The sequence below is a fragment of the Geodermatophilus sp. SYSU D01045 genome, from assembly GCF_054050295.1.
The window spans coordinates 137,097-159,041 of record NZ_JBJGZB010000013.1; the positions used below are offsets into that span (position 1 = coordinate 137,097).

The 21,945-nt window shown below is 77.7% G+C and carries 24 protein-coding genes; 3 read left to right on the top strand and 21 right to left on the bottom strand.

The genetic code is table 11. From position 1 onward, the window contains the following. Position 1: 1 nt before the first annotated feature. Positions 2-1,015: an NAD(P)-dependent alcohol dehydrogenase gene (locus ACI798_RS12930; protein WP_457048080.1), complete on the bottom strand. Its 1,014-nt coding sequence runs from the start codon at positions 1,013-1,015 to the stop codon at positions 2-4. 64 nt (positions 1,016-1,079) lie between these two features. Here ACI798_RS12930 and ACI798_RS12935 point away from each other — a divergent pair, with 64 nt between their 5' ends. After that, complete coding sequence (locus tag ACI798_RS12935; RefSeq protein ID WP_457048081.1) at positions 1,080-1,745, top strand: TetR/AcrR family transcriptional regulator; 666 nt, start codon at positions 1,080-1,082, stop codon at positions 1,743-1,745. Here ACI798_RS12935 and ACI798_RS12940 read toward each other — a convergent pair whose 3' ends face one another. The 7 genes from ACI798_RS12940 to ACI798_RS12970 all read right to left on the bottom strand — a co-directional run bounded on the left by ACI798_RS12940 (position 1,746) and on the right by ACI798_RS12970 (position 7,837). After that, positions 1,746-2,831, bottom strand: a complete 1,086-nt coding sequence (locus ACI798_RS12940) for a winged helix DNA-binding domain-containing protein (RefSeq protein ID WP_457048082.1) — start codon at positions 2,829-2,831, stop codon at positions 1,746-1,748. Positions 2,832-2,886: 55 nt separating this feature from the next. Further along, positions 2,887-3,213 (bottom strand): hypothetical protein, encoded by a 327-nt coding sequence (locus tag ACI798_RS12945; RefSeq protein ID WP_456942896.1) that lies wholly within the window; start codon positions 3,211-3,213, stop codon positions 2,887-2,889. Positions 3,214-3,274: 61 nt separating this feature from the next. Further along, the gene (gene dhaM / locus ACI798_RS12950) at positions 3,275-3,682 is read right to left on the bottom strand and encodes a dihydroxyacetone kinase phosphoryl donor subunit DhaM (protein ID WP_456926344.1); all 408 of its coding nucleotides are present in this window, start codon (positions 3,680-3,682) and stop codon (positions 3,275-3,277) included. Beyond that, positions 3,679-4,299, bottom strand: a complete 621-nt coding sequence (gene dhaL, locus ACI798_RS12955; protein WP_456942897.1) for a dihydroxyacetone kinase subunit DhaL — start codon at positions 4,297-4,299, stop codon at positions 3,679-3,681. The genes dhaM and dhaL overlap by 4 nt, the downstream gene beginning before the upstream one ends. Before the next feature lie 14 nt (positions 4,300-4,313). Then, positions 4,314-5,312, bottom strand: coding sequence for a dihydroxyacetone kinase subunit DhaK (gene dhaK, locus ACI798_RS12960; protein WP_456942898.1), 999 nt, complete (start codon positions 5,310-5,312; stop codon positions 4,314-4,316). A 244-nt stretch (positions 5,313-5,556) separates the two neighbouring features. After that, a complete protein-coding gene (locus ACI798_RS12965; RefSeq protein WP_456942899.1) occupies positions 5,557-6,873 on the bottom strand; it encodes a PRC-barrel domain-containing protein in 1,317 nt (438 codons plus the stop codon). A 124-nt stretch (positions 6,874-6,997) separates the two neighbouring features. Continuing rightward, a complete protein-coding gene (locus ACI798_RS12970) occupies positions 6,998-7,837 on the bottom strand; it encodes an alpha/beta hydrolase (RefSeq protein ID WP_456942900.1) in 840 nt (279 codons plus the stop codon). 227 nt (positions 7,838-8,064) lie between these two features. Between ACI798_RS12970 and ACI798_RS12975 the strand changes: the two genes are divergently transcribed. Then, positions 8,065-9,033 (top strand): helix-turn-helix domain-containing protein, encoded by a 969-nt coding sequence (locus ACI798_RS12975; RefSeq protein ID WP_457048083.1) that lies wholly within the window; start codon positions 8,065-8,067, stop codon positions 9,031-9,033. A 61-nt stretch (positions 9,034-9,094) separates the two neighbouring features. On the opposite strand, the gene ACI798_RS12980 is transcribed toward ACI798_RS12975, so the two are convergent. From ACI798_RS12980 to ACI798_RS13010, 7 genes are all read right to left on the bottom strand, one after another. Next, entirely contained in the window at positions 9,095-9,478 is a 384-nt protein-coding gene (locus ACI798_RS12980) for a DUF1761 domain-containing protein (protein WP_457048084.1), read from the bottom strand. Further along, the gene (locus ACI798_RS12985) at positions 9,475-9,756 is read right to left on the bottom strand and encodes a DUF1905 domain-containing protein (protein ID WP_456942903.1); all 282 of its coding nucleotides are present in this window, start codon (positions 9,754-9,756) and stop codon (positions 9,475-9,477) included. Before ACI798_RS12985 ends, ACI798_RS12980 begins: the two co-directional genes overlap by 4 nt. Before the next feature lie 59 nt (positions 9,757-9,815). Beyond that, the gene (locus tag ACI798_RS12990) at positions 9,816-10,457 is read right to left on the bottom strand and encodes an SDR family NAD(P)-dependent oxidoreductase (protein ID WP_457048085.1); all 642 of its coding nucleotides are present in this window, start codon (positions 10,455-10,457) and stop codon (positions 9,816-9,818) included. Next, positions 10,454-12,397 carry a Na+/H+ antiporter NhaA gene (gene nhaA / locus ACI798_RS12995; RefSeq protein WP_457048086.1) on the bottom strand — a complete coding sequence of 648 codons (1,944 nt, stop codon included), beginning with the start codon at positions 12,395-12,397 and terminating at the stop codon, positions 10,454-10,456. Before nhaA ends, ACI798_RS12990 begins: the two co-directional genes overlap by 4 nt. Then, entirely contained in the window at positions 12,394-13,233 is an 840-nt protein-coding gene (locus ACI798_RS13000) for an SDR family oxidoreductase (protein WP_456942906.1), read from the bottom strand. Before ACI798_RS13000 ends, nhaA begins: the two co-directional genes overlap by 4 nt. A 219-nt stretch (positions 13,234-13,452) precedes the next feature. Next, positions 13,453-14,277 (bottom strand): VOC family protein, encoded by an 825-nt coding sequence (locus tag ACI798_RS13005; RefSeq protein ID WP_457048087.1) that lies wholly within the window; start codon positions 14,275-14,277, stop codon positions 13,453-13,455. A gap of 80 nt (positions 14,278-14,357) precedes the next feature. Continuing rightward, a complete protein-coding gene (locus tag ACI798_RS13010) occupies positions 14,358-14,621 on the bottom strand; it encodes a glutaredoxin family protein (protein WP_456942908.1) in 264 nt (87 codons plus the stop codon). Positions 14,622-14,821: 200 nt separating this feature from the next. On the opposite strand from ACI798_RS13010, the gene ACI798_RS13015 reads away from it, so the two are divergent. Further along, complete coding sequence (locus ACI798_RS13015) at positions 14,822-15,148, top strand: hypothetical protein (protein ID WP_457048088.1); 327 nt, start codon at positions 14,822-14,824, stop codon at positions 15,146-15,148. A gap of 394 nt (positions 15,149-15,542) precedes the next feature. On the opposite strand, the gene ACI798_RS13020 is transcribed toward ACI798_RS13015, so the two are convergent. From ACI798_RS13020 to ACI798_RS13045, 6 genes are read right to left on the bottom strand one after another with little or no spacing between them, the layout of a single operon-like run. Then, positions 15,543-16,259 carry a PIG-L deacetylase family protein gene (locus ACI798_RS13020; RefSeq protein ID WP_457048089.1) on the bottom strand — a complete coding sequence of 239 codons (717 nt, stop codon included), beginning with the start codon at positions 16,257-16,259 and terminating at the stop codon, positions 15,543-15,545. Positions 16,260-16,261: 2 nt separating this feature from the next. Continuing rightward, complete coding sequence (locus ACI798_RS13025) at positions 16,262-17,470, bottom strand: glycosyltransferase family 4 protein (protein ID WP_457048090.1); 1,209 nt, start codon at positions 17,468-17,470, stop codon at positions 16,262-16,264. Continuing rightward, positions 17,467-18,339, bottom strand: coding sequence for a sugar phosphate isomerase/epimerase family protein (locus ACI798_RS13030; RefSeq protein ID WP_457048091.1), 873 nt, complete (start codon positions 18,337-18,339; stop codon positions 17,467-17,469). The genes ACI798_RS13025 and ACI798_RS13030 overlap by 4 nt, the downstream gene beginning before the upstream one ends. After that, complete coding sequence (locus ACI798_RS13035; protein WP_457048092.1) at positions 18,336-19,799, bottom strand: YcaO-like family protein; 1,464 nt, start codon at positions 19,797-19,799, stop codon at positions 18,336-18,338. Before ACI798_RS13035 ends, ACI798_RS13030 begins: the two co-directional genes overlap by 4 nt. Continuing rightward, positions 19,796-20,770, bottom strand: coding sequence for an MBL fold metallo-hydrolase (locus ACI798_RS13040; protein ID WP_457048093.1), 975 nt, complete (start codon positions 20,768-20,770; stop codon positions 19,796-19,798). The genes ACI798_RS13035 and ACI798_RS13040 overlap by 4 nt, the downstream gene beginning before the upstream one ends. Continuing rightward, positions 20,767-21,777: a Gfo/Idh/MocA family protein gene (locus tag ACI798_RS13045; protein WP_457048094.1), complete on the bottom strand. Its 1,011-nt coding sequence runs from the start codon at positions 21,775-21,777 to the stop codon at positions 20,767-20,769. The genes ACI798_RS13040 and ACI798_RS13045 overlap by 4 nt, the downstream gene beginning before the upstream one ends. Between the last annotated feature and the right edge of the window lie 168 nt (positions 21,778-21,945).

Here is a 21,945-nt window from a genome sequence, read left to right on the forward strand (position 1 = left end):
GTCAGTCGGCGACGCGGAGGGCCACCTTGCCGCGCGCCGCGCCGTCGAGGAGGTGCCGGACGGCCGCGGCCGCCTCCTCCAGCGGGAACACCCGGTCGACGGCGGGGGTGAGCGCGCCGGCCCCGACCAGCGCCGAGAGCTCCCGCAGGTCCGCCCCGTCCTCCCGGGAGACGAAGGTGCCCAGGTGCTGCCCGACGAACGGCGAGAGCGCCTGGGCGCGCAGCTGGCGGTCCGTCCCGCCCAGCCACCGGCCGCCGTTCTCCCCGCCCACGATCACCAGCCGCCCGTGCGGCGTGAGCGCGCGGCGCAGCGCGCGCAGCGGGCGGTTGCCGCCGGTGTCGAGGACGACGTCGTAGCGGACGCCGCCGTCCAGCGGGTCCTGCCGGGTGTGGTCGACGACGGTGTGCGCGCCCAGGCCGCGGACGAGGTCGACCTTGGCGGTGCTCGCCGTCCCGGTCACCTCGGCGCCGGCGGCCCGCGCGACCTGCACGGCGAAGCCGCCCACGCCGCCGGACGCACCCAGCACCAGGACCCGCTGCCCGGCTTCGACGCGGCCGTGGTCGCGCACCGCCTGCAGGGCGGCGAGCCCGGACACCGGCACGGTGGCGGCCTGCTCGGGGGTGAGGCCGGGCGGCAGCGGCGCGAGCTTCCGGGCGGGCCCGACGGCGTACTCCGCGAACGTGGCCCGGCCGATCCCGTACACCCGGTCGCCGGGGGCGAGGCCGGCGACCCTGCTGCCCGTGGCGACGACCTCCCCGGCCAGGCTCACGCCCGGGTTCGGCGTCTTCGGCCGGCGCAGGCCCGACACCGCCCGCACCGGGTAGGGGAGACCGGCCATCAGGTGCCAGGTGCCGCGGTCGACGCTGGAGGTCAGCACGCGCACGAGGACCTCGCCCTCGCCCGGCCGGGGCACGGCCGCCTCCCCGACGGCGAGCAGGCCCTCGGGATCACGCCCGTAGCGCTGCTGCACCACCGCGGTCATCAGGGACGGGACGACGGCGGACTGTCCGGACATGGCTCCTCCTCCGCGCGGGTGACTTACGCCGTAAGGCTGCACCTTACGGCGTAAGGTCGTCAAGGTGCCGGGACGCCGACTGAACGGGAAGGCGCTGAGCCGGGACCGGGTGCTGCAGGCCGCCGTGGCGCTCGCGGACGAGCACGGCGTCGGCGCGCTGACCATGCGGCGGCTCGGGGAGGCCCTCGGGGTGGAGGCGATGTCGCTGTACCACCACGTCAGCGGCAAGGACGACCTGCTCGACGGCATGGTCGACCTCGTCTTCGCCGAGGTGCCGGTGCCCGACACGGGGGCCGGCTGGCGGGCGGCGATGCGCGAGCGCGCCGACGCCGTGCGGGCGGCGCTGGCACGGCACCGGTGGGCCGTCGGGCTCCTGGAGTCCCGGCGCTCGCCCGGGCACGCGACGCTCGCCCACCACGACGCCGTCCTCGGCTGCCTGCGCGCGGCCGGCTTCCCCGTGGAGCTGGCGGCGCACGCGTACTCGGCCATCGACAGCTACGTGTACGGCTTCGCGCTGCAGGAGCGCGCGCTGCCGTTCCAGACGCCGGCGGAGACCGCCGAGCTCGCGGCGGAGCTGATGGTCCGGTTCACCGAGAGCTACCCGCACCTCGCGGAGTTCACGACCGAGCACGTGCTGCGGCCCGGCTACGACTACGGAGCGGAGTTCGGCTACGGCCTGGACCTCGTGCTCGACGGGCTCGAGCGTGCGCTGCGGGACGTGGCCGCCTGATCAGCCGGTCACCGCGACCGCGCCGGGCACGCCGTCGCCGAGGAAGGCGGCGAGGTCGGCGCCCTCGGCCTCGACGTCGTCGCGCTCGGCCGGGGTGAGCTGCCGCAGCGGCTGCACGGTCAGCGCGACGCCGCCGTCGTCCCGGTCGCGGGTCGTCCAGGTGGCGGCCACGGTGCCGTCGACGAGGACGAGGCGGGCGCCGGCCACGCTCAGGCCGCGGTGCTCGTCGGCGACCAGGCGGGACCGGTCGTCGTAGCCGAGGACCGCGTTGTCGAACGCGGGCAGGAAGCGCACCGGCGCGGGCTCGTCGCGGTCGGGGAGGAGGCCGTCGGGGACGTCGAGCAGCTCGCGACCGCGCTCGTCGCGGGCGGTCCGCAGCCGCGGCCGCAGCCGGGCGACGACCGCCGGGAGACCGCTCAGGCCGGACCAGGACCGCAGGTCCGCGGTCGCCGCCGGCCCGTACGCGCGCAGGTAGCGCAGCACCAGGTCGTCGAGGACGTCGTCGGGCGGCCCGTCCCCGGGGTCGCGCCCCAGCCAGGCGCGCACCGTGGTGTTCCGGGCCGGGGCGCGCTGCCGCCACAGCCCCCGGGGCGGGACCTGCACCAGCGGCACCAGGCTGGACAGCGCGTCGCCGAGGTCGCGGGCCGTGGCGTCCGGCCAGCGGTCGCCGACCAGCCGGCCCACCTCGGACAGCAGCCGCGGCGCCTCGGCGAACAGCGGCTCCGCGGCCGCGGCCAGCTCGCCGAACTCCACGCCGGGCAGCCGGCGCCCGAGCGTGCCGCGCGCCCGGGCGACGAGCATCGCCTGGTGCACCGGGCGCAGGCTCAGACAGTCGCCGGCGGTGACCAGGTGCAGCGTCCGGCGCATGAGCAGCGTGCGGACGACGCGGCGCGACTCCAGCAGGTCGTCGAGCTCGGCCGGCCGGAACGCCGTCAGCCGCGACCACAGCCCGGCGAAGGGCTCCTGCGGCTCCTGCGCCTGCAGCCCGACGAGGTGGTCGACCGCGTCGAGGACGCCGCGCCCGTCCCGCCGCAGCAGCAGCTGCCGGGCGAGCGTGGCGCGGCCGAGCGCGCGCCGGTCGAGCACCTCGGCTCCCCGGCGCGCACCCACCCCGGCTGTCTACCGCGGGGGACCGACGATGTCAGGCGGCCAGCGGGTGGTGGTGGCAGCGGCCGCCGCCGGTGGCCCGGGCGGCGCACGGCGCGCCCGCCCTCGTCACCCCGCCGGTGTCGCCGCAGCGGGCCGGCCGGGCGGCGGGGGCCGCGGGGACCCGCTCGGCGGGCAGCGCCGGGCGGGGGAAGGGCAGGACGACGGCGTCCCGCGTCGCGGCCACCTCGGGAGCGGTCACGGCGGCGGGAGCCGGGACCGGGCGGCCGGCGCGGCGGTGCAGCGCGGACGCGGCGGTCAGGCCGGCGGTGAAGGCGGCAGTGGCGAGGGCGGCGGCGGTGGCGACGTGGCTGGCGCGCATGCCCGGCTCATCGGCCGCCGACGACCCGGCGGGAAGGCCGTCGTCACACGTGTCCCGGGCGTCACGCCAGGTGCGCCTGCTTGGGCGCCAGCCCCCGCTCGGCCTCGGCGGCGACCTGCGCCCGGGAGGCGCCGGTCGACGCCAGCACGACCGCGCCGACCAGCCCCTCCACCAGCGGCGCCGGCGAGAGCGTCACCCGCGACCGGACGTCGTCGTCGAGGAACTCCAGCGCGGTCTCGGCCGAGAGCACCGCGCTGCCGAGGTCCATGAGCACGACGACGCCGTCGCCGGAGTCGGCCTGCCCGACGGCGTCGGCCACCGCGGCGGCGTCGGTGCCGAGCCCGCCGTCCTCGGTGCCCGCGGCGACGGCGATCGCGAGCTCCCGCCCGGGCAGCATCTGCCGCGCCAGCTCGACGGCGGCGTCGGCCAGCGCCCGGCTGTGCGAGACGACGACGAGGCCGACGCTCACGACCGTCCCAGGGTCGCCGCGGCGGCCTCGAGCAGCAGCGCCGTCGACGTCGCCCCCGGGTCCTGGTGCCCGGCGCTGCGCTCGCCGAGGTAGCTGGCCCGGCCCTTGCGGGCGACCATCGGCACGGTCGCGTCCCGGCCCTGCGCCGCCGCCTCCGCCGCCGCGGCGAGCGCGTCGGCCAGCGGCTTGCCCGCCTCCACCGCGGCGTCGAGGGCGTCGCAGGCCGGGCCCAGCGCGTCGACCATCGTCTTGTCGCCGGCCTCGGCCTTGCCCCGGGCGACCACGCCGTCCAGGCCGGCCCGCAGCGCCCGGGCGAACGCGGCGTCGTCGAGGTCGCCGTCGCCGGCCGCGCCGGCCATCCGCAGGAACAGCGTCCCGTACAGCGGGCCGCTGGCCCCGCCGACCTTGCTCACCAGGGTGGCGCCGGTCTTCTTGAGCAGCGCCGCGGCGTCGGCCGGCGGGGCGTCGTCCAGCGTGGTGACGACGGCGGCCATGCCGCGGTCCATGTTGGCGCCGTGGTCGGCGTCGCCGATGGCGGCGTCGAGCGCGGTCAGCCGGTCACGCTGCTCGTGCACGGACTCCGCGAACCGGCGCAGCCAGGCGGTCAGGTCCGCCACGCCCACCGCCACGCTCAGGCCCCCCAGCGCAGGCCCGGGGTGACCACCGGCGCGTCCCACAGCCGCAGCATCTCGTCGTCGGCCTGCAGGAGGGTCACCGAGCAGCCGGCCATCTCCAGGCTGGTCATGTACGGCCCGACCAGCGACCGGGCGACCCCGATCCCCGCCTTCTCCAGGATCGCGGCCACCTCGGCGTAGACGACGTACAGCTCGATCAGCGGGGTGCCGCCCATGCCGTTGACGAAGCAGATGACGCCGTCGGTGTACCGGCGGTCGGCGAGGATCGGCTCGACCAGCATCGCGGCGACCTCGCGGGCGGGGGCCAGCGGCACCCGGCGCCGGCCGGGCTCGCCGTGGATGCCGATGCCGATCTCCATCTCGTCGTCGCCCAGCTGGAAGGTGGGCGTCCCGGCGGCGGGGACGGTGCAGGAGGTGAGCGCCATGCCCATGCTGCGTCCGGCGTCGTCGACCCGCTTGGCCAGGTCGGCCACCTCGATGAGCGGCCGGCCCTCCTCCGCGGCGGCGCCGACGATCTTCTCCAGCAGCACCGTGGTGCCCACCCCGCGGCGGCCGGCGGTGTAGAGGCTGTCGGTGACGGCGACGTCGTCGTCGACCACGACGGTGGCCACCTCGATGCCGCTCTCGGCGGCGACCATCTCGGCGGCCATCTCGAAGTTCATGACGTCGCCCGTGTAGTTCTTGACGATGTGCAGCACGCCGGCGCCGCTGTAGACGCCCGCGGTGGCCGCCTGCATCTGGTCGGGCACGGGCGAGGTGAAGACCTCCCCGGCGCACGCGGCGTCGAGCATGCCGCGGCCGACGAAGCCGCCGTGCATGGGCTCGTGACCGGAACCGCCGCCGGAGACGATGCCGACCTTGCCCTGCACGGGCGCGTCGCGGCGGAACACCACCCGGTTCTCGTGGTCGACCCGCAGCAGGTCCGGGTGGGCCAGCTCCATGCCGCGCAGGGCGTCGGAGACGACGTCGGCGGGGTCGTTGATGAGCTTCTTCATCGTGCACCTGACCTCGGGGAGGGCGAGCAGGGACCGCCCCGGAGGCTAGGGCTCATGTGATCCGCGGCACTACGAGGCGGTGGCCGCGGGGGGCGGGCGCGGGGGGCGCCCCGGGGGGGCGGGCGGCCGGGTGGCGGGGGCGGGGGGGGCCCGGGGGCTGGTAGGTTTCTTGTTGGCCGCCACACAAGGGGGCGGGGCCGCGGGGTGCGGGGGGCGGCGCCCCCCGGGGGGCACCGTGCGACGGTCAGGCCCGGCCGGTGACGCGCGCGGCGGCCCGCTCGATCTGCGCGTAGTCGCCGTAGCGGGCGCCGACGACGTAGCCGGTGCCCAGGCCGGCGCCCAGCGAGGACAGCCGGGCGACGCGCCGGCCGCGCTTGCGGATGCGGTGGCCGACCTCGGCGACCTCCTCGGGCACCGCCTCGACCGCACCGCCGACCCGCGCGACCGCGCGCAGGGCCGCCTGCCCGATCTCGGTTCCGGCCTCGGTGGCCCGGGCGACCACCGTGGACGTGAGCTCCGGGAGGGCGTCGAGGGCCTGCTTCGCGGCCTCCGCGCCGGCGCTGGCGCCGGTCTGCAGCGCGTGGCTCGTGGTGGCCAGCAGGGGGCCGGCCGCCGCGGCGCCGGTCCGGGTCACCTCGCCGACGCGCTGGGCGGCCGTCGCCAGGACCGGCCCGGCCGCGGACGCGCCGCCGCGGGCCGCCTCGCTCACGCGGTGTGCGGCGCCGGCCACGACGGGGCCGGCTGCGGACGCGCCGCCGCGGGCGGCCTCCCGCACCGACGAGGCGGCGTCGGCGACCACCGGCGCGGCCGCGGCCACCAGGTGCTCCACCCGCGCCCGGCCGGCCGCCGGCACCGCGCGCGCCTGGCGGGCGGCCTTCCGCCCGGTCCGGCGGGCGGCGGCCCGCCCGGTGCGCCGGGCGGCCTTCGCGCCGCGCCGGGCCCGGCGGGACACCGTCGCCGCCGGCTGCCGGCGTCGCCGCAGCACCGCGAACAGCAGGCCGCCCAGCGCCAGCAGCGCGGCGAGCCCGCCCGCGGCCCCGCCGGCGCGCGCGGCCAGGGACCGGCCCTGCGGCCGGTCGGCGCGACCGAAGTCGTCGTCGCCGGGCTGGGCCACTGGCGGCGGGGGCGGGAGCTCCTCGTCCGCCTCCGGCGTGGGCAGGGGCGCCACCTCCTCGCCGGACACCGCCACGGCGGTCGTCGCCGGCGGCTCCGCGTCGGGCGCCGGCAGCAGCGTCTCGGAGGTCTCGGTGGTCGCCTCGATGCCGTAGTGGCGGTAGAGCGCGGACTCCTGCTCGGTGGTCAGCTCGCGGCTGTCGCCGAAGCGCGGGGCGCCGTCGACCAGCCCGCGGTCGACCACCACCTGCACCCGGTCGCCCTCGCCGGTCGCGTCGAACAGCGGGACGACGACCGTCGTGCCGGCCATGTCCGCGTAGAGCCACTCCGGCCGGCCGGTCCCCTCGTCGGCGAGCAGGTGCGTCACCGTGCCGATCTCCGCGCCGTGCCGGTCGACCACCGTCCTGCCGACCCAGTCGACAACGGAGTCCCGTTCGGGCAGTGCCATGGTCGCCTCCCCACTTCTCGGGGCCGGGCCAGGATGGCCCGGCGCTGCCGTCCGGGCGGCCCTACCCCGGTCGTCCCGGCGCCACCCGTGCCGATCACGGGAGCCCGCAGCGGCGGCCCGGACCTCAGTGCACCTCCTCCACCGGCTCGGGGGACGGCGCGCCGACGCCGTGGCGGGCCAGGAAGGCGAGCACGGTGCCGGCCACCTCCTCCCAGCCGGAGTCCGCGCCGAGCGAGTGCCCGCGGTCGGGGAAGGCCACGAACTCGGTGACGCCCGTGCCGTGGCGGCGCTGGATCCGGTACGCGGCGCGCGAGGCCGCCGCGGGCACGGTGCGGTCGCGCCCGGCGGCCACGACCAGCACCGGCCCGCGCTCCCGCCGGGTCTCGACGGTGGCCTCGCTGCGCGGCGTGAACGCGGCGAAGCCCGCCTGGAACAGCGGTCGCGCGGGGGAGGGGATCGCGTAGGCCTCCCAGAGGCGGTCGGCCTCCTCGCGCGGCACCGCGCTGGCGAAGCCGCGCGCCCAGCTGTCCGGCGTGTGCGCCCAGGTCCCCGAGCGCAGGCCGGGACGGGACAGCACCGGCCAGGCCGTGCGCAGCTGCACCGGCGGGAGCACCAGGTTGCCGCGGAACTGGGCCGGCGAGAGCGCCACGCAGGCGCGGGTCAGGCCCATGCCGTGCAGCTTCTGGGCGATCAGCCCGCCGAACGAGTGGCCCACCACCACCGGCGCCGCGGGCAGCCGCGCGATCACGTCGGCGACGTGCTGCGTGACGTCGTCGATGCCCACACCGGCGACCGCCTCCGGGTGCGCCCGCGCCTCCTCGGCGGTCGCCGGCTCACCCGGCCAGCCCGGCGCGACCGGGTCGTAGCCGCGGGCGGCGAACAGCTCCAGCCACGGCGCCCAGCTGTCGGCGTGCAGCCACAGGCCGTGCACGAGGACGACGGGGACGGGGGCGGCAGCGGTCACGGTGGGCCTCCGGGAGGGGGTGCGGCCACCCGACCGGGCCGCGGACGCCGGGGACGCTAGGGCCGCGCCCGCGGCTCCGGCTGTGCCCTGCGTGACCGGTGCCGGACCCAGGCTGCCGAGCTCACCGGGGCGACGGGCTTCCGCCGCCACCCGTCCCCGGCCAGGATCGGCGCCGAGGCGACGACGCCGACCCGCCCGCCGACGTTCCCGCCGACCCTGGAGGCCCCGTGGCCACCCTCGTCGACACCGACGCCCTCGCCGCCGCCGACCGCCGTCCCGCGCGGGTGGCCGACCTGCTCGAGGCGACGATGTCCTCGCGGATCCGCTTCCCCGACCCCGCGGCGCCGGCCCGGGCCCGGCTCGACGGCTGGGACCTGGCGGGCGTGTCGGTGCTGCGGCTGGACCTGACCGGCGAGGTGACCCTGCTGCGCACCGCCCGCCACGCCCGCGCCGACCCGGAGCCGGTGCTCTCCCTCGCCGTGCAGGAGACCGGCACCGCCCGGCAGGAGCAGTTCGGCTCCCGCCGGCTGGTGACCGCCGGCGAGCTGTCGTTCAGCGAGGTGTCCTCGGCCTACGAGTACGCCTGGTCCGGGCGCGGCGTCTGCCGGGCGCTGCGCATCCCGGCCGCCTCCCTCGGCCTGCCGATCGACACGGTGCGGCGGGCCCTGCCGGTCGCCGCCCGCAGCCCGCTGTACGGCCTGGTGCGCACGCACGTCACCCAGCTGACCCGCGACGTCGCGCTGCTCGCCGCCGAGCCGCTGGTGCACTCGCTGGCGTCGGCGACGGTCGACCTGGCCCGCGCGCTGCTGGCCTCGGCCGCCGACGGCGCGCGCGGCGCCGGCGACGTGCTCGCCGAGACCCTGCCGGCCCGGGTGCGGGGCTACGTGCGGCAGCACCTGACCGAACCGGACCTGGACGCCGAGCGCGTCGCGCGGGCGCACGCGGTGTCGGTGCGGCAGCTGTACCGGATCTGCGCCGCCGCCGGGTTCAGCCTCGAGCAGGAGGTCATCGCGCAGCGGCTGGAGGGCGCCCGGGCGGAGCTGGCCCGGCCGGGTGACCGCTCGATCGCCGCGGTCGCCCGGCGCTGGGGCTTCACCGACGCCTCCTACTTCGCCCGCCGGTTCCGGGCGGGGTACGGCGTCAGCCCGCGGGAGTGGCGGGACCGCTCCCGGGCGGGGGCCGCCGTCGCCGGCTGACCGCGAGCGTGTGCGCCGGCGCCGCGTCCCGGCCCCCGCAACACGGCGCCGGCGCACACGTTCAGCCGTCGCGGCCGACGACCGTGGAGACCAGCAGCAGCTTGACCAGCCAGTCGCCGGCGTGGATGGCGGCCTGCTGCCAGGGCACCTTCTCGTGGACGACCGACCCGGTGAGCAGCACCAGCGGGAACGCGGCCCACAGGCCGGCGCCGAGCGTGAGCGCCGCGCGCGGGCCGCGGACCGGCAGCCGGTCGGCGAGCACCGACACCCCGGCGGCGACCACCCCGCTGCGGGCCAGCTCCACCGGCGCGATCACCGCCGGGGACGGGCCGGGCTGCGCGTAGGCCTCGTCGAGCCGGGCCAGTCGCTCGCCGAAGGCCGTGTACCAGGCCGAGCTCGCGGCGAACGACGCCCCGGCCGCGGCGGCGACGCGCAGCGGCCTCACGACCGCTCCCCGGGCTCGATCCGCTCGAGCAGGTGCACCTCGACCTCGTCGCCGGCCTGCTTGCCGATGGCCGTCCGGATCCCGGCGGCCACGGGCGGTTCGTGCGTCCCGTCGCCGAGTGCCGTGGAGGAGCTGCGGAACGGCTCGCCGTCGATCGTCCCGGCCACCTCCACCAGCCCGTGCGTGCCGAGCACCCGCACCGACTCCGGCCACACCAGGTAGGTCCACCCGCCGGGTGCCGGGCTCCTCCGCGGGGTCGCCCTGAACCGCTCGTCCACCGTCCGCCTCCTCGCCCTGGGGTGCAGGGGAGACCGGCGCCGGCCCGCGGACTCATCGCTCAGCCGCTGCGGGTGGTCAGCAGCGACACCTCGGCGACGTTCGTCGTCGGGGGCAGGGTGAGGGTGAACAGCACGGTCTGCGCGACGTCCTCGGGCAGCAGCGCGGTCCCGCCGTCGGCCGCCGCGCCGGGGGACACCCAGCCGACGGCGACGTGCCGCACCCGCACCAGGGTGCCGCCGAGCTCCAGCCGCAGCGTGCGGGCCAGCTGGGCGGCGCCGGCGGCCGTGGCGGCGTGCACGGCGAACGCGGGCACCAGCTCCGACGCCGCGGCCGACCCGACCAGCACCAGGTCGGCGGCGGAGTCGTTGGCCGCCGCGGTCAGCAGGTCGTCGAGGAACGCGCGCGCCGCCAGCACCGCGTCGCCGGCGCCCTGCTCGATGATCTCGGCCCACCGCTCGGCCGGCGACAGCCCGAACGGGCCCCCGCCGACGCCGCCCAGCACGGCCACCACCAGGTCGACACCGCCCAGCCGCTCGCGCACGCCGTCCGCGGCCGCGAGCACGTCGCGCGCGGAGCCGACCTGCTCGACCACCGCCCCCGCCGCGGCCAGCCCGGCGACCACGGCGTCGGCGATCAGCGGCAGCCCGATGACGACGGCGCGGCGGCCGGCGACCGGGCGCACCCCTCCCGGCGCGGTCACGCCACCGGCTCCGCGTCGACCGGCTCGCGCACCGCCGGCTGCCGCACCGGCAGCGCGTCCTCGGCCGGCGCGTCCGCCGGCGCGGCCGCCCGCACCCGCGACCGCCCGGCGGTCTGCTCCAGCGCGGTCCGCATCGGCCCGACGTCGAGCGGGCCGTCGTAGAGCTGGCCGTTGACGAAGAACCGCGGCGGCTCGTCGAGGGCCATCGCGCGGGCGTCGTCGTCGTCCTCGCGGACGCGCGCGGCGTGCACGCCGGAGGCCACGGCGTCGTCGACCCGGGCGAGGTTGAGCCCGGCGTCGACGGCGCAGCGGCGGATGGCCCGGTCGTCCAGGCGCCCGGCCCGGGCGGCCAGCGCGTCGTGCATCGGCCAGAACCTCGACTGCGCGTCCGCGGCCTCGGCCGCCTCGGCGGCGCGGGCCGAGGCCGGGTCGTCGGTGAGCAGGTGGCGGTACACGAAGACCAGGTCGTCGCCGAGGACCTGCCGCAGCTCGTCGACCACCTCGGCGGTGCGCCCGGCGTTGGTGAACACGAACGAGGCGTAGACGACGAGCTCCATCGGCGCGCCGACCCGCCCGCGGACGTGGTCGCGCGTGGCCCTCACCGGCCGGGCCAGCCGCTGCCGGCCGGGCAGCCGGGACCGGTCGACCGCCCGGACGACGGCGACCGCGCCCAGCGCCAGCAGCGCCGCGATCACCGACGCACCCAGCACGCCGATCCGCGCCTGCGCGGCCAGCGCCTCGTCGTCGAGGGCCAGGTCGATGATGAACAGCGAGATCGTGAAGCCGATCCCGCTGAGCACGCCGGCGGCGAACACGTGCCGCGGGAACAGCCCCGACGGCAGCCGGCCGATCCCGAGCCGGACGGCGGCCGTCGACGCGGCGGTCACGCCGACCACCTTGCCGACGACGAGCCCGATCACGATCGCCCAGGTCAGGCCGGAGGTCGCCGCGGCGGACAGCGTCTCGGCGCTGAGCACGACGCCGGCGTTGGCCAGCGCGAACACCGGGACGACGGCCAGGTTGACCCACGGCCGGAACAGCCGCTGCCCGCGCTCGTTGATCGACACCGACCGGGTCAGGCTCAGCACCGCCCGGTGCGCCCCGCTGGAGGTCGGCGTCCGCCCGTAGTCCCGGGCCGCGGCCTCGGCGGCGTCCACCTCGTCCGCGCTGGGCGGGTAGACCGGCAGCAGCAGGCCGATCGCGACGCCGGCCACCGTCGGGTGCACGCCCGAGGCCAGCACGCCCAGCCACACCGGCACCGCGACCAGCAGGTACGCCCCGCCGCGCCACACCCGCATCCGCCGCAGCCAGACCACCGCGACCAGCCCGACGCCCGCCACCGCCAGCGGCAGCAGGGTGAGGTCCTCGGTGTAGGCGACGGCGATGACGGCCAGCGCGCCGACGTCGTCGACGACCGACAGCGCGAGCACGAACGCGCGCAGGTTGACCGGCACCGCGCGGCCCACGACCGCGAGCAGGCCGAGCACGAACGCGGTGTCGGTGGAGATGACCACGCCCCAGGCGGCGCGCGCCTCGCCGGGCTGGTCGCTCAGCCCGGTCACCGCGAGGAAGACCAGGGCGGGCACGACCAGGCCGGCCAGCGCGGCGACGACCGGGATGCGGATCCGCCGGGTGTCGCGGAACTCGCCGAGCACCAGGTCCCGCTTGACCTCGAGGCTGATCAGGCAGAAGAACAGCGCCATCAGCGCGTCGTTGACCCAGTGCCGCAGGTCCATCTCGAGGACGGTGTCGCCCAGGCTGACGGCGAACGGCGTGTGCCAGGTCTCCTCGTAGGTCGAGCCCGGCACGTTGGCCCACACCAGCGCCACGACCGTCGCGGCCAGCAGCACGGCGGCGGCCGCGGCGTCGGAGTCGACCAGCCGGAGCACCCGGCCGAGCGCCGAGGGCCGCTCCAGCTCACCCCGCGGGGTGCCCCTCACCGGACCCCCGTCCCGCGCCGCGTGGGCAGGTAGGGGTCCTGGCGGGTGGGCAGCACGAGCAGCTCGGCGACGTTGACCCGCGGCGGCAGGCCGGCGCCGAACAGCACGGTGCGGGCGACGTCGTCGGGGTCCATCGGGACGACGACCTCGCGGTGCTCGGCCCAGCCGCGCGCGGTGCCGTCGTGGCTGATCTCGGAGCCGAGGTCGGTGTCGGTGAGGCCGGGGGCGACGACGTGCACGCGCACGCCGCGGCGGCCGTACTCCGCGCGCAGCGCCCGGGCCAGCTGGGCGACCGCGGCCTCCACCGCCGAGTAGACGGCATAGCCGGGGAAGCGCACCTGGCCGGCGAGCGCGCCGATGAGGAACAGGTCGGCCGGGCGGCCGTCCTCGGCGGTGGCCAGCAGGTCGCGGGCGAAGGTCTGCGCGGTCCGGAGGATGCCGCCGAGGTTGACGTCGATCATCTCGATCCACTCGGCGGGCACGCCGTCCTCGAACGGCGCGCCGGTGAGCACGCCGGCGCCGGCGACGACCAGGTCGGCCGGGCCGAACCGGTCGTGCAGGGCGTCGAGGGCGTCGGCGAGGTCGAGCCCGTCGGAGACGTCGGCGGCGACGGTGAGGGTGCGGCCGGGGTCGGCGGTGCTGTCGGCGACGGCCTGCAGGCGGTCGCCGCGACGGCCCAGCAGCGCGACGCGGCAGCCGGCGGCCACCAGCGAGCGCGCCGTCGCGGCGCCGATGCCGCTGCTGGCGCCGGTGACGACGGCGACCCTGCCGTCGAGCGCGCCGGGGGTCGCCCGGGAGGCCGGGACGGCGGCGGGTGTGCGGGGTGGTGCGGACACGGTTCCCCTCTCGGAGGTCAGCAGGGGGATGCGCCGATCATGCCGGGCCGGGGGCGTCCCAGTCGATCCGCGCGGCGAGGTCGCGGAGCCGGCGCCGAGGACCGGGTCCACCGAGCCGGCCCACGGGTGACCCCCGGAGACCGCTCGCTGCCGCCCGTCCTGTGCGACCCGCCGCGCGTGCCGGGCACCGTGGCGGCGGGCGGCGTCAGTGGCCGCCCGTCACCAGTCGCCGTCGGGCGGGGTGAACTGGCTGACGGTGAGCTCGGCGCCCTGCGGGTCGCGCAGCAAGGCGGTGCGGGTCCAGGTGTCCTCGGCCGTGCGCAGCACGGTGGTGCCCAGCCGCTCGGCGGTGGCCGCGCACCCGTCCCGGTCGGCCACGGTGACCACGACGTGCCAGTGCGGCGGCTCGTCGCCGGTCACCAGCAGGCCGCCGATCACGTCGGCGAAGCCGGGCGGCGCGGACGCCTGCCGCTCGTGGATGCCCGGGTCGACGGTCGCGGCCAGGTGGTCGCCGTAGCCGGGGACCTGCAGCATCGTGCCGGCGTCCTGGGCCATGTCGACGTCGCGCCAGCCGAACAGCGGCCGGTAGAAGGCCATCGCGGCGGCGCGGTCGGAGGTGTGCAGGTCGGAGAAGTTCCAGGTGCCCGGCACGTTGGTGAGCTGCGCGCCCGGGCGCCGGCGGGCCTGCCACAGCCGGAACGCCGCGCCCTGCGGGTCCAGGCAGGTCGCCGTCCGCCCGCCCGGGCCGGCGTCCTCGGGGCCGGAGAGCACCGTGCCGCCCAGTCCGGGCACCGCGGCGGCGGTCGCGTCGGCGTCGTCGACCGCGACGTAGGTGTTCCAGGCCGGCGGGCCGTCGCCGGGCCCGACGGCGGCGACGTCCTGCCCGTCCAGCGTCGCGACGAGGTAGGAGCCGGGCGCGCCGGGCGGCACCGCCTCGGCGAACTCCCAGCCGAACAGGGCGCCGTAGAAGGCGGCCGCGGCGGCCGGGTCGGGCTGCTCGGTGTCGATCCAGCAGGTCACGCCGTGCGGGTAGGTGCGGATCACGACGGCTCCTCCCACCGGGGGTCGAGGTGGCGCGGAGCGTAGCGGCGCCCGGGGACGGTCCCGGTCCCTCGCGCCCGCCGTCAGTGCGCGGCCATCGCCGCCCGGACCTCGCGCAGGCTCGGGTTGGTCAGGTACCGGCCGCCGACGACGACGGTGGGCGAGACCTCCCAGCCCTGCGGGTGGCGCGCCCGGACCTCGGCGGCCCCCACGGGGTCGTCGGCGAACCGCACCGCGCGGTGGGGGAGCCGGGTGGCGGCCATCTTCGCCCGCAACGTGGTGCTGTAGGGGCACCCCGGCTTGTAGTAGACGGTCACGGCCTCGTCGGTCACGGCCTCGTCAGTCACGGCGACCTCCGCTCTCGGGACGGCGCTGGATCCCTGGGCCGTCACGGTCGCAGGGCGGCGACCGGTGCGGCAACGGGGTTCCCGGGCGCGACGGGTGGGACGGGAGTCGTGAACTCCGTGTTGCCGGCGGCACGACACGCCCCCGCGGGCAGGGGTGGGTCCCACAGTGGACGGCTCCCGAGCCAGTGGAGGAGGGGACCGTGAGCGTGACCCCCGAGGACGTCTTCGCCTGGGTGCAGCGGGTGCGTGACGACGGCGCCGGCGTGTGGGCCGCCGTCGACACCCTGGACGCGGACGAGACCCGCGACCTCGTCGGCCACCTGCTGGCCTACCTGTGCGCGCTGACCACCGCCCAGGACGGCGCCGTCGCCGCGCTCGACGCCCGCCTCCGCGCCGAGCCCGTCATGTCCGACGGGCGCCGCGTGGCGGTGCTGCGCTCCTGGCTCGACGCCGTCCCGCTGGGCACCGCCGGCCTGGCGCGGGTGATCCGCGGCATCGAGGAGGCCGAGGCCGGCGAGGCCGCCTGACCTCGGCGATGAGTCCGGCGCGCCGGCGCGGTCCGGACCGGCACCCGGCTCGGCCGAGCTGTTCGACACCCGGACGGCGGTGGAGGTGGGCGGCACGATCGACGGTCACCCCTTCACCGCCACCTGCATGCCCTCGGGGAGGGGCCGCACTGGCTGCCGCTGCGGAAGGCGCTGTGCCGGGCGATCGGCAAGGACGCGGCGGGCCAGGAGGTCTCGGTCCACCTGGAGCAGCGGCTCACCTGACGGGCGGGCCCGGCGGCGCCCCGGCGGGCCGGCGCGCCCGCGGCACCCTGCGCGAGGTGGTCGGCAGCGCGCGGACCTCCTGGCGGGCGCTGCAGTCCCGGTGAGTGCTCGCGCGCACGGTCGTGCTCTGCCCACGACGGTGGGCAGAGCACTAGCGGGCCGGGGACACCACCCCGAGGGCGAGCTCCCGGGCCTCGTCGTCGGCGAGCAGCACCTCGGGCAGGCCCGCCAGCGCGGTCCGCATCGCGTCCACGCCGCCGAACTGGAAGCCGAGCTGGGTGGCGTAGCAGGCGCAGGCGTCGGCCCGCCGGCCGAGGTCCTGCGGCAGCTCCACCGGGGTCAGCCCGCCGGGCAGGTCGGGTCCGGGGACGGCGTCCGGGTCGCGCAGCACGTACGGCGAGTCGCGCCACCACAGCACCGACCGGCCCGTCCCGGCCACGGCGCGCAGCACCTGCAGGTGGTCGACGTGCCCGCCGAGCGCCTGCGGGGCCAGCCACACGTCGCCGGGCAGGCCGGTCAGCGCGGCCCGCACGTCCAGCCACGCGTCGTCGTCCTCGTGCACGCCGGCGAACAGGTCCGCCGCGCCGTCGTATCCGCGGTGCGGCGCCTCGGCCAGGTCCAGGTGCAGCGGCGTCGCGCCGAGCACCGCCGTCGCGGCGGCGTCCTCGTCCCGCCGCAGGGCCATGTAGTCGACGTCGGGGGGCAGGCCCTTGTCCAGCTGGCAGGCCAGCGCGAAGCCCCCGGGGTCGGGCACGCTGCGGGTGAAGCAGGTGACCACGGTGACCTCGTGCCCGGCGTCGGCGAGCGCGGCGAGGGTGCCGCCCACGGAGAACGCGGCGTCGTCGAGGTGCGGGCTGACCGCGGTCACCCTCACAGCAGGTGCGCCGCGGCGCGGAACCGGCAGGAGAGGTCGACCGTCGGCGGCATCGTCCAGTCGACGGACGGCGTGGACCCGGCCACGGACCGGTACACGTCGTCGATCGAGGTGGCCAGCACCGGCCACGAGTACAGCCGGCGCACCTCCTCCAGCGCCGCCGTCGCCAGCCGCTGCCGCAGCGCGCCGTCGGTGAGCAGCCGGTCCAGCGCCGCGCGCAGCCCGGCGACGTCGCCCGGCGCGTGCAGCAGCCCGTTCTCGCCGTCGCGCAGGCAGTCGACGACGCCGACGCTGTCGGTGCTCACCGTCGGCAGCCCGCTGGCCATCGCCTCGAGCAGCGTGTTGGAGAACCCCTCGCTGTAGGTCGGGCTGACGAAGACGTCGGCCGAGCGGTACACCGCGGGCGCCTCGTCGGGCGGGACGTAGCCGAGGAACGTCGTCCGCCCGTCGGCGCGGGCGCGGGCCTCGTCCAGGTCGGGGCCGATGCCGGAGACCACCAGCCGGACGCCGCCGGGCAGCGCCTCCAGCAGGTCGAGCACGCCCTTGCGGCGGTCGACGCGGCCGTGGAACAGCAGCACCGGCGGGTCCTGCAGCGCGCCCAGCGGCCGCTCGGCCGGGGTGAACCGGCGGGTGTCCGTGGCGCCCGGGACGACCGTGAACCGCGCCGGGTCGCTGCCGAGGTTGCCGACCACCTCGTCGCGGAAGCTGGCGCTGCCGATGAGCACCGCCGACGAGCAGCCGACGACGGCGCGCATCGCGTGCGCGTGCGTGGCGCAGCAGGTGCCCACCCAGTGCCCGTCGCCGCCCTGGATGCTCACCACCGCCGGCAGCCCGGTCTCCCGCGCGGCGGCCAGCACCGCCAGCCCCGGCGGGTAGCCGTACTGGGCGTGCAGCACGTCGAACGGGCGCTCGCGGTGCAGGCCGACGACGGTGCGCACGATCTCCGCGACGTCGCCCTCCCAGTCGGCCGGGACGACGGTCTCCCCGCGGCTGGGCAGCGCGTGCACCTCGACGCCGGCGGGCACGCGGTCGGCCGGGGGCGGGCCGCCGCCGTAGACGCGGGTGCCGGCCTCGTCGTCGCGGTACTGGCTGACCAGCACCACCTCGTGGCCGAGCGCGACCAGCTCCCGCAGCAGGTTCTCCGCGTAGACGCTCATCCCGCTGACCGCGGGCCAGTAGCGCCGGCTGACGAAGCAGGTCCTCACGCCAGGGCCTCCGCCTTCCGCAGCGTCTCGATCGACCGCGGCACCATCTCGTGCGCGCGGTGCCCGTCGCGGGACAGCTCCAGCGTCACCAGCCGGTCGAACGACGCCTCCCGCAGCGCGCGCAGCACCGCCGGCAGGTCGACGTCGCCCTCGTCGAGCGGCAGGTGGTCGTGCACGCCGCGGCGCATGCCCTCGACGGCCACGGTGCCCAGGTGCGGCGCGAACCGGGTCACCGCCTCCTCCGGCGCGTACGCCCCGGCGACGACGCAGTGCCCGGTGTCCAGCGCCAGCGCGGTGCCCGGCGCCTCGTCGGCCAGCCGCGCCCAGCCGTCGCAGTCCTCGACGAGCATGCCCGGCTCCGGCTCGACGGCGAGGGCGTAGGAGCGGCCGCCGTGGCTGTCGACCAGCGCGCGGACGCCGTCGACCACCCAGCCCCACGCGGCGTCGCGGTCCACGCCCGGCTTCGGCACGCCGGCCCAGAAGCTGACCGCCTCGGCGTCCAGTACCTCGGCGAGGTCGCAGGCCAGCCGCAGGTAGGCGAGCCGCCGCGCGCGGCCCTCGGCCGAGGCGGTGACCAGCGTCGGCTCGTGCTTGGCCCGCGGATCGAGCAGGAACCGGGCGCCGGTCTCCACCACCACGCCCAGCCCGAGCTCGTCGCAGCGCGCCCGCGCCTCCTCGGCCTGCGCGAACGCGTCCGGCGCGAACGGGTCGAGGTGGACGACGTCGAGGGTGAGGGCGACGCCCGCGTAGCCGCAGTCGGCGAGGAAGGGCAGCGCGTCCGACAGCCGGTGCGAGGTCAGCCCGTTGGTGTTGTAGGCGTAGCGCAGGGCGGTGCTCCGTGGGTCGTGTGACCTCGCAGGCTCGGTCACGAGGCCAGGACCTCGGCCACCACGTGCCGGCCCGGCTCGCGGTACAGCGCGTACAGCGCGCCCACCCGCCGGTCGGCGCCGGCGCGGTCGAACCAGGCCGGCCCGCCCAGGCGCTCCTCGGCGCCGGCGGTCAGGTGCACCCGCGCCCAGCCGCCCGGGTCGGCCCCGACGGCCACCAGCGGGTCGTCCCGCTCCAGCAGCCGGCGCACGCCGCGCTCGCCGATCCGGCCGTAGGACATCGTCTCGACCTCCAGGCCGGTCACCAGCACCTTCGCCGCGACCGCGTCGCCGGCCGAGGGCTGCAGCTCCACCAGCACGTCGTGCCCGGCGGCCTGCACCGCCCCGGTGACGTGCGCGTGCAGATCGTCCCCGGACCACGTGGGCAGGTCGGCCAGCGCCACGGTGGACCGGCGGGACAGCACGGTGTCCTGCAGCAGGTCGACCAGCGCGCCGGTGCCCATCCGGGTCCAGGCCAGCATCGCCTGCAGCGCGCGGTCCTCCTCGACCAGCCGCTCCGGCGGGTGCCCGGTGCGCCAGTGCTCCAGGTAGCCCGGCGGCGTCGCCGGCAGGACGACGTCGAACGGCCCGTGCATGAACGCCTTCCGGCTGCGCGCCGAGGCGAACTCGTGCAGCGCCTTGCGGACGGCGGTGTCCCGGTCGGGGTGCGCGGCCTCCCCGCACGCGGTGGCCATCACCGGCACCGGCTCCGAGCCGTCCCGCGAGCAGCCGACCGCGTACACGTCCACGACGCCGAACTCCGTGGACGCCAGCTTCACCGCGACGTCGATGCCGGCGGCGTCGAGCCGGTCGAGCAGCGCCAGCGCGTCGGGGTCGGTCAGCCCGGCGAGGTCGACGACGACGCCGCGGTCCATCGCGCGGAACGCCGTCGCGTTGCCGTCCCGCTGCAGCACCTCCAGCAGCGCGTGGGTGACCGCCCGGTCGGCGTCGAACGCCGCGCCCTGCCCGTTGGTGATCACCGTGGTGAGCCAGCCGCCGGGCGGGGGAGCGCCGGGCAGGTCGTCGGGCGCCGACGCCACCAGTTCGGCGGGCACCAGCACCCGCTCGCCGTCGCGCAGCCGGGTCATCGGCAGCCACTGCAGCGGCCGGTCGTCGTCGTACGGGCTGCCCGCCTCCAGGCAGAGGGTGCGCGGGTCGGCGACCCGGTCGCGGCCGTGCCGGCGGGCCATCTCGGCGTAGGAGCCCTCCTCGCGGGCCACGCCCCGGTGCGCCCGCAGCGACAGCGCCATCTCCGCCATCTCGCCCATCGCGCCGGTGCGGGCCTCCTCGCGGGTGGCGCCGTAGCCGAGCCCGCTGCCGCCCGGGTGCAGCTCCGACGGTGGCAGCACCGCCGAGTGCAGCGGCACGTCGAGGACGTCGATGCCCTCGATCGCGAAGTCCTCGACCGGGACCGGGAAGCTGTCGCGGTACCGCTGCGACGGCGTGACCTCGACGGCGGTCACAGCTCGTCCAGCGGGACGGGCGCGGCGTCCGGCGGCCCCGACAGCAGCCGCTGCACCAGGTGGACGACGTGGTCGGTGGTGATCCCCGGGACCATCTCGAACGGCGTCGCGACCACCTCGAAGTCCAGCTCCGCGACGACGGCGAGCATCTCCCGCAGCTCCCCGTGCGAGAGCGGGATCTGCGCGTGGAACGCCTTGTGCGCCGACAGGGCCACCGGGTCGCCGTCAGGGGACAGGTCCACCTTGAGCGAGTCGCCGCAGAAGAGGATGCCGCGGCGGGAGTCGTGCAGCACCGAGTGCCCGGGGAAGTGGCCGCCGGTGCGGTGCAGCGTGAGGTCGGGGGCCAGCGCCAGGACGTCGTCGGCCGGCCAGGTGACCCGGAAGGCCTTGGTCCAGACCAGGTCGTGCACGTTGACGCACACCACCCGCGGCTCGAGCTCCTGCTGCAGCTGCCAGAGCGCGCCGTAGCCGTGCACGTGCGAGGACGCCAGCACCGGGAAGCCGCCCTTCTCGGCGGCCATCCGGCGCAGCTCGGCGAGCATGTCGGCGGTGTACCAGGGCGCGCACTCGAAGCCGACCAGGCCGGTGTCGGTCTCGATCACCCAGCCGCGGCTGTCGAGGCCGAAGCGCGGCTCGGTGCCGAACTCGGTGACGCCGTCGACCGGAGCCGGCCGCCAGAAGCCGGTGACCAGCTCGTCGGCCTGCTTGTCGGTGACGAACTCGAAGCCGTGCTCGGGCAGCGCGTTGCGGACGTCGGCGCAGACCGGGCAGACGACCGGGCCGGGCGCGGGCCAGCGCTGCCAGTGCCCGCAGTTGGTGCAGGCGTAGGCGGGCAGGTCGGGGAGCAGGCCGCGGTAGGGGTTGGTGTCGACACCTCCCTGACGAGCCTGGCTGGGCACGTGCCGCGCGCCGTCGTCGGCGGCGGGGTCGGTGGCCCGGTCGATGGCGCCGGGGACGTCGGGCGAGCTCACGGTTTCCCTCCGGAGAGAGCGGCGAGGAGCAGGCGGTGCAGGGCGAGGTCGCGGGCGGGGTCGTACGGCCAGGCCGTCGTCACCGGGGCGCGGCCCGCGACCGCGTCGGTGAAGGCGGCGAACTGCGCGGTGAACGGGTCGCCGAACGGCGGGGTGTCGGCGAACGGCACGTCCACCGGGTCGGGGCGGTACAGCGTGAGCGAGCCTCCCGCCGTCTGGCCCATCGTGTCGACGGCGACGGCCATGCCGCGGGTGCCGACCACCTCCAGGCGGCGGCGGGGCAGCGTGTCGGGGGTGTTGAAGGCGACGTGCAGGCTGACCAGCACGCCGGAGTCGGTGGTCCCGGTGAGCAGGGCGCCGTCGTCGACCCCGTAGCCGTGCACGCGGGTCTGCAGCAGCGCCGACAGCGACGTGACGTCCTCGCCGAGCAGCGTGCCGGTGAGGTCGAGGCCGTGCGGGGCCAGGTCGATCGCGGCGCCGCCGCCGGCGCGGGCCGGGTCGACCCGCCAGTTGTCGTGCGGGCGGCCGTCGGGCGTCCAGTCCCCGGGCAGCCAGCAGCAGTAGACGATCCGGACGGCGGTGACCGTGCCGAGCTCGGGCACCAGCTCGCGCAGCCGCACGTGCGCGGGGTGCCAGCGCTGGTCGTAGGCGGTGCCGAGCAGCACACCGGCCCGCGCGCACGCGTCGACCAGCGCCTGGGCGTCGCCGGCGTCGGCGGCCAGCGGCTTCTCGCACAGCACCGCCTTCCCGGCCGCGGCGGCCGCCTCGACCAGCGGCCGGTGCCCGGCGTTGGGGACGGCGACGTAGACGGCGTCCAGGCCCGGGGTGGCGAGGAACTCCGCGAGGTCGGTCGTCCGCCGGGCGCCCTCGACCGGCATGCGGTCCATCGCCGCGGGGTCGAGGTCGTGCAGCGCCACCACCCGGGCGCCGTCGACGGCGAGCAGTCCGGGCAGCGCGTGGTCGCGGGCCACCCAGCCGCAGCCGGCGATGCCCCACCCGACGCTCACGGCGTCCCCCTCCCCGCCGAGATCACGTGATCTCGACGCCGGAGGGCCCCGTGGACGGGGGGGGGGGGGGGGGGGGGGGGGGGGGGGGGGGGGGGGCGCGCGCGGGCGCGGGGGGGGGGGGGGGGGGGGGGGGGGGTGTTGGGGGGGGTGGGGGGGGGGGGGCGGGCC

What these genes read in the sequence shown, in the direction of transcription:
- ACI798_RS12930 (WP_457048080.1), bottom strand. Translation starts at nt 1,015, where the DNA reads ATGTCCGGACAGTCCGCCGTCGTCCCGTCCCTGATGACCGCGGTGGTG.
- ACI798_RS12945 (WP_456942896.1), bottom strand. Translation starts at nt 3,213, where the DNA reads ATGCGCGCCAGCCACGTCGCCACCGCCGCCGCCCTCGCCACTGCCGCC.
- dhaK (WP_456942898.1), bottom strand. Translation starts at nt 5,312, where the DNA reads ATGAAGAAGCTCATCAACGACCCCGCCGACGTCGTCTCCGACGCCCTG.
- ACI798_RS12965 (WP_456942899.1), bottom strand. Translation starts at nt 6,873, where the DNA reads ATGGCACTGCCCGAACGGGACTCCGTTGTCGACTGGGTCGGCAGGACG.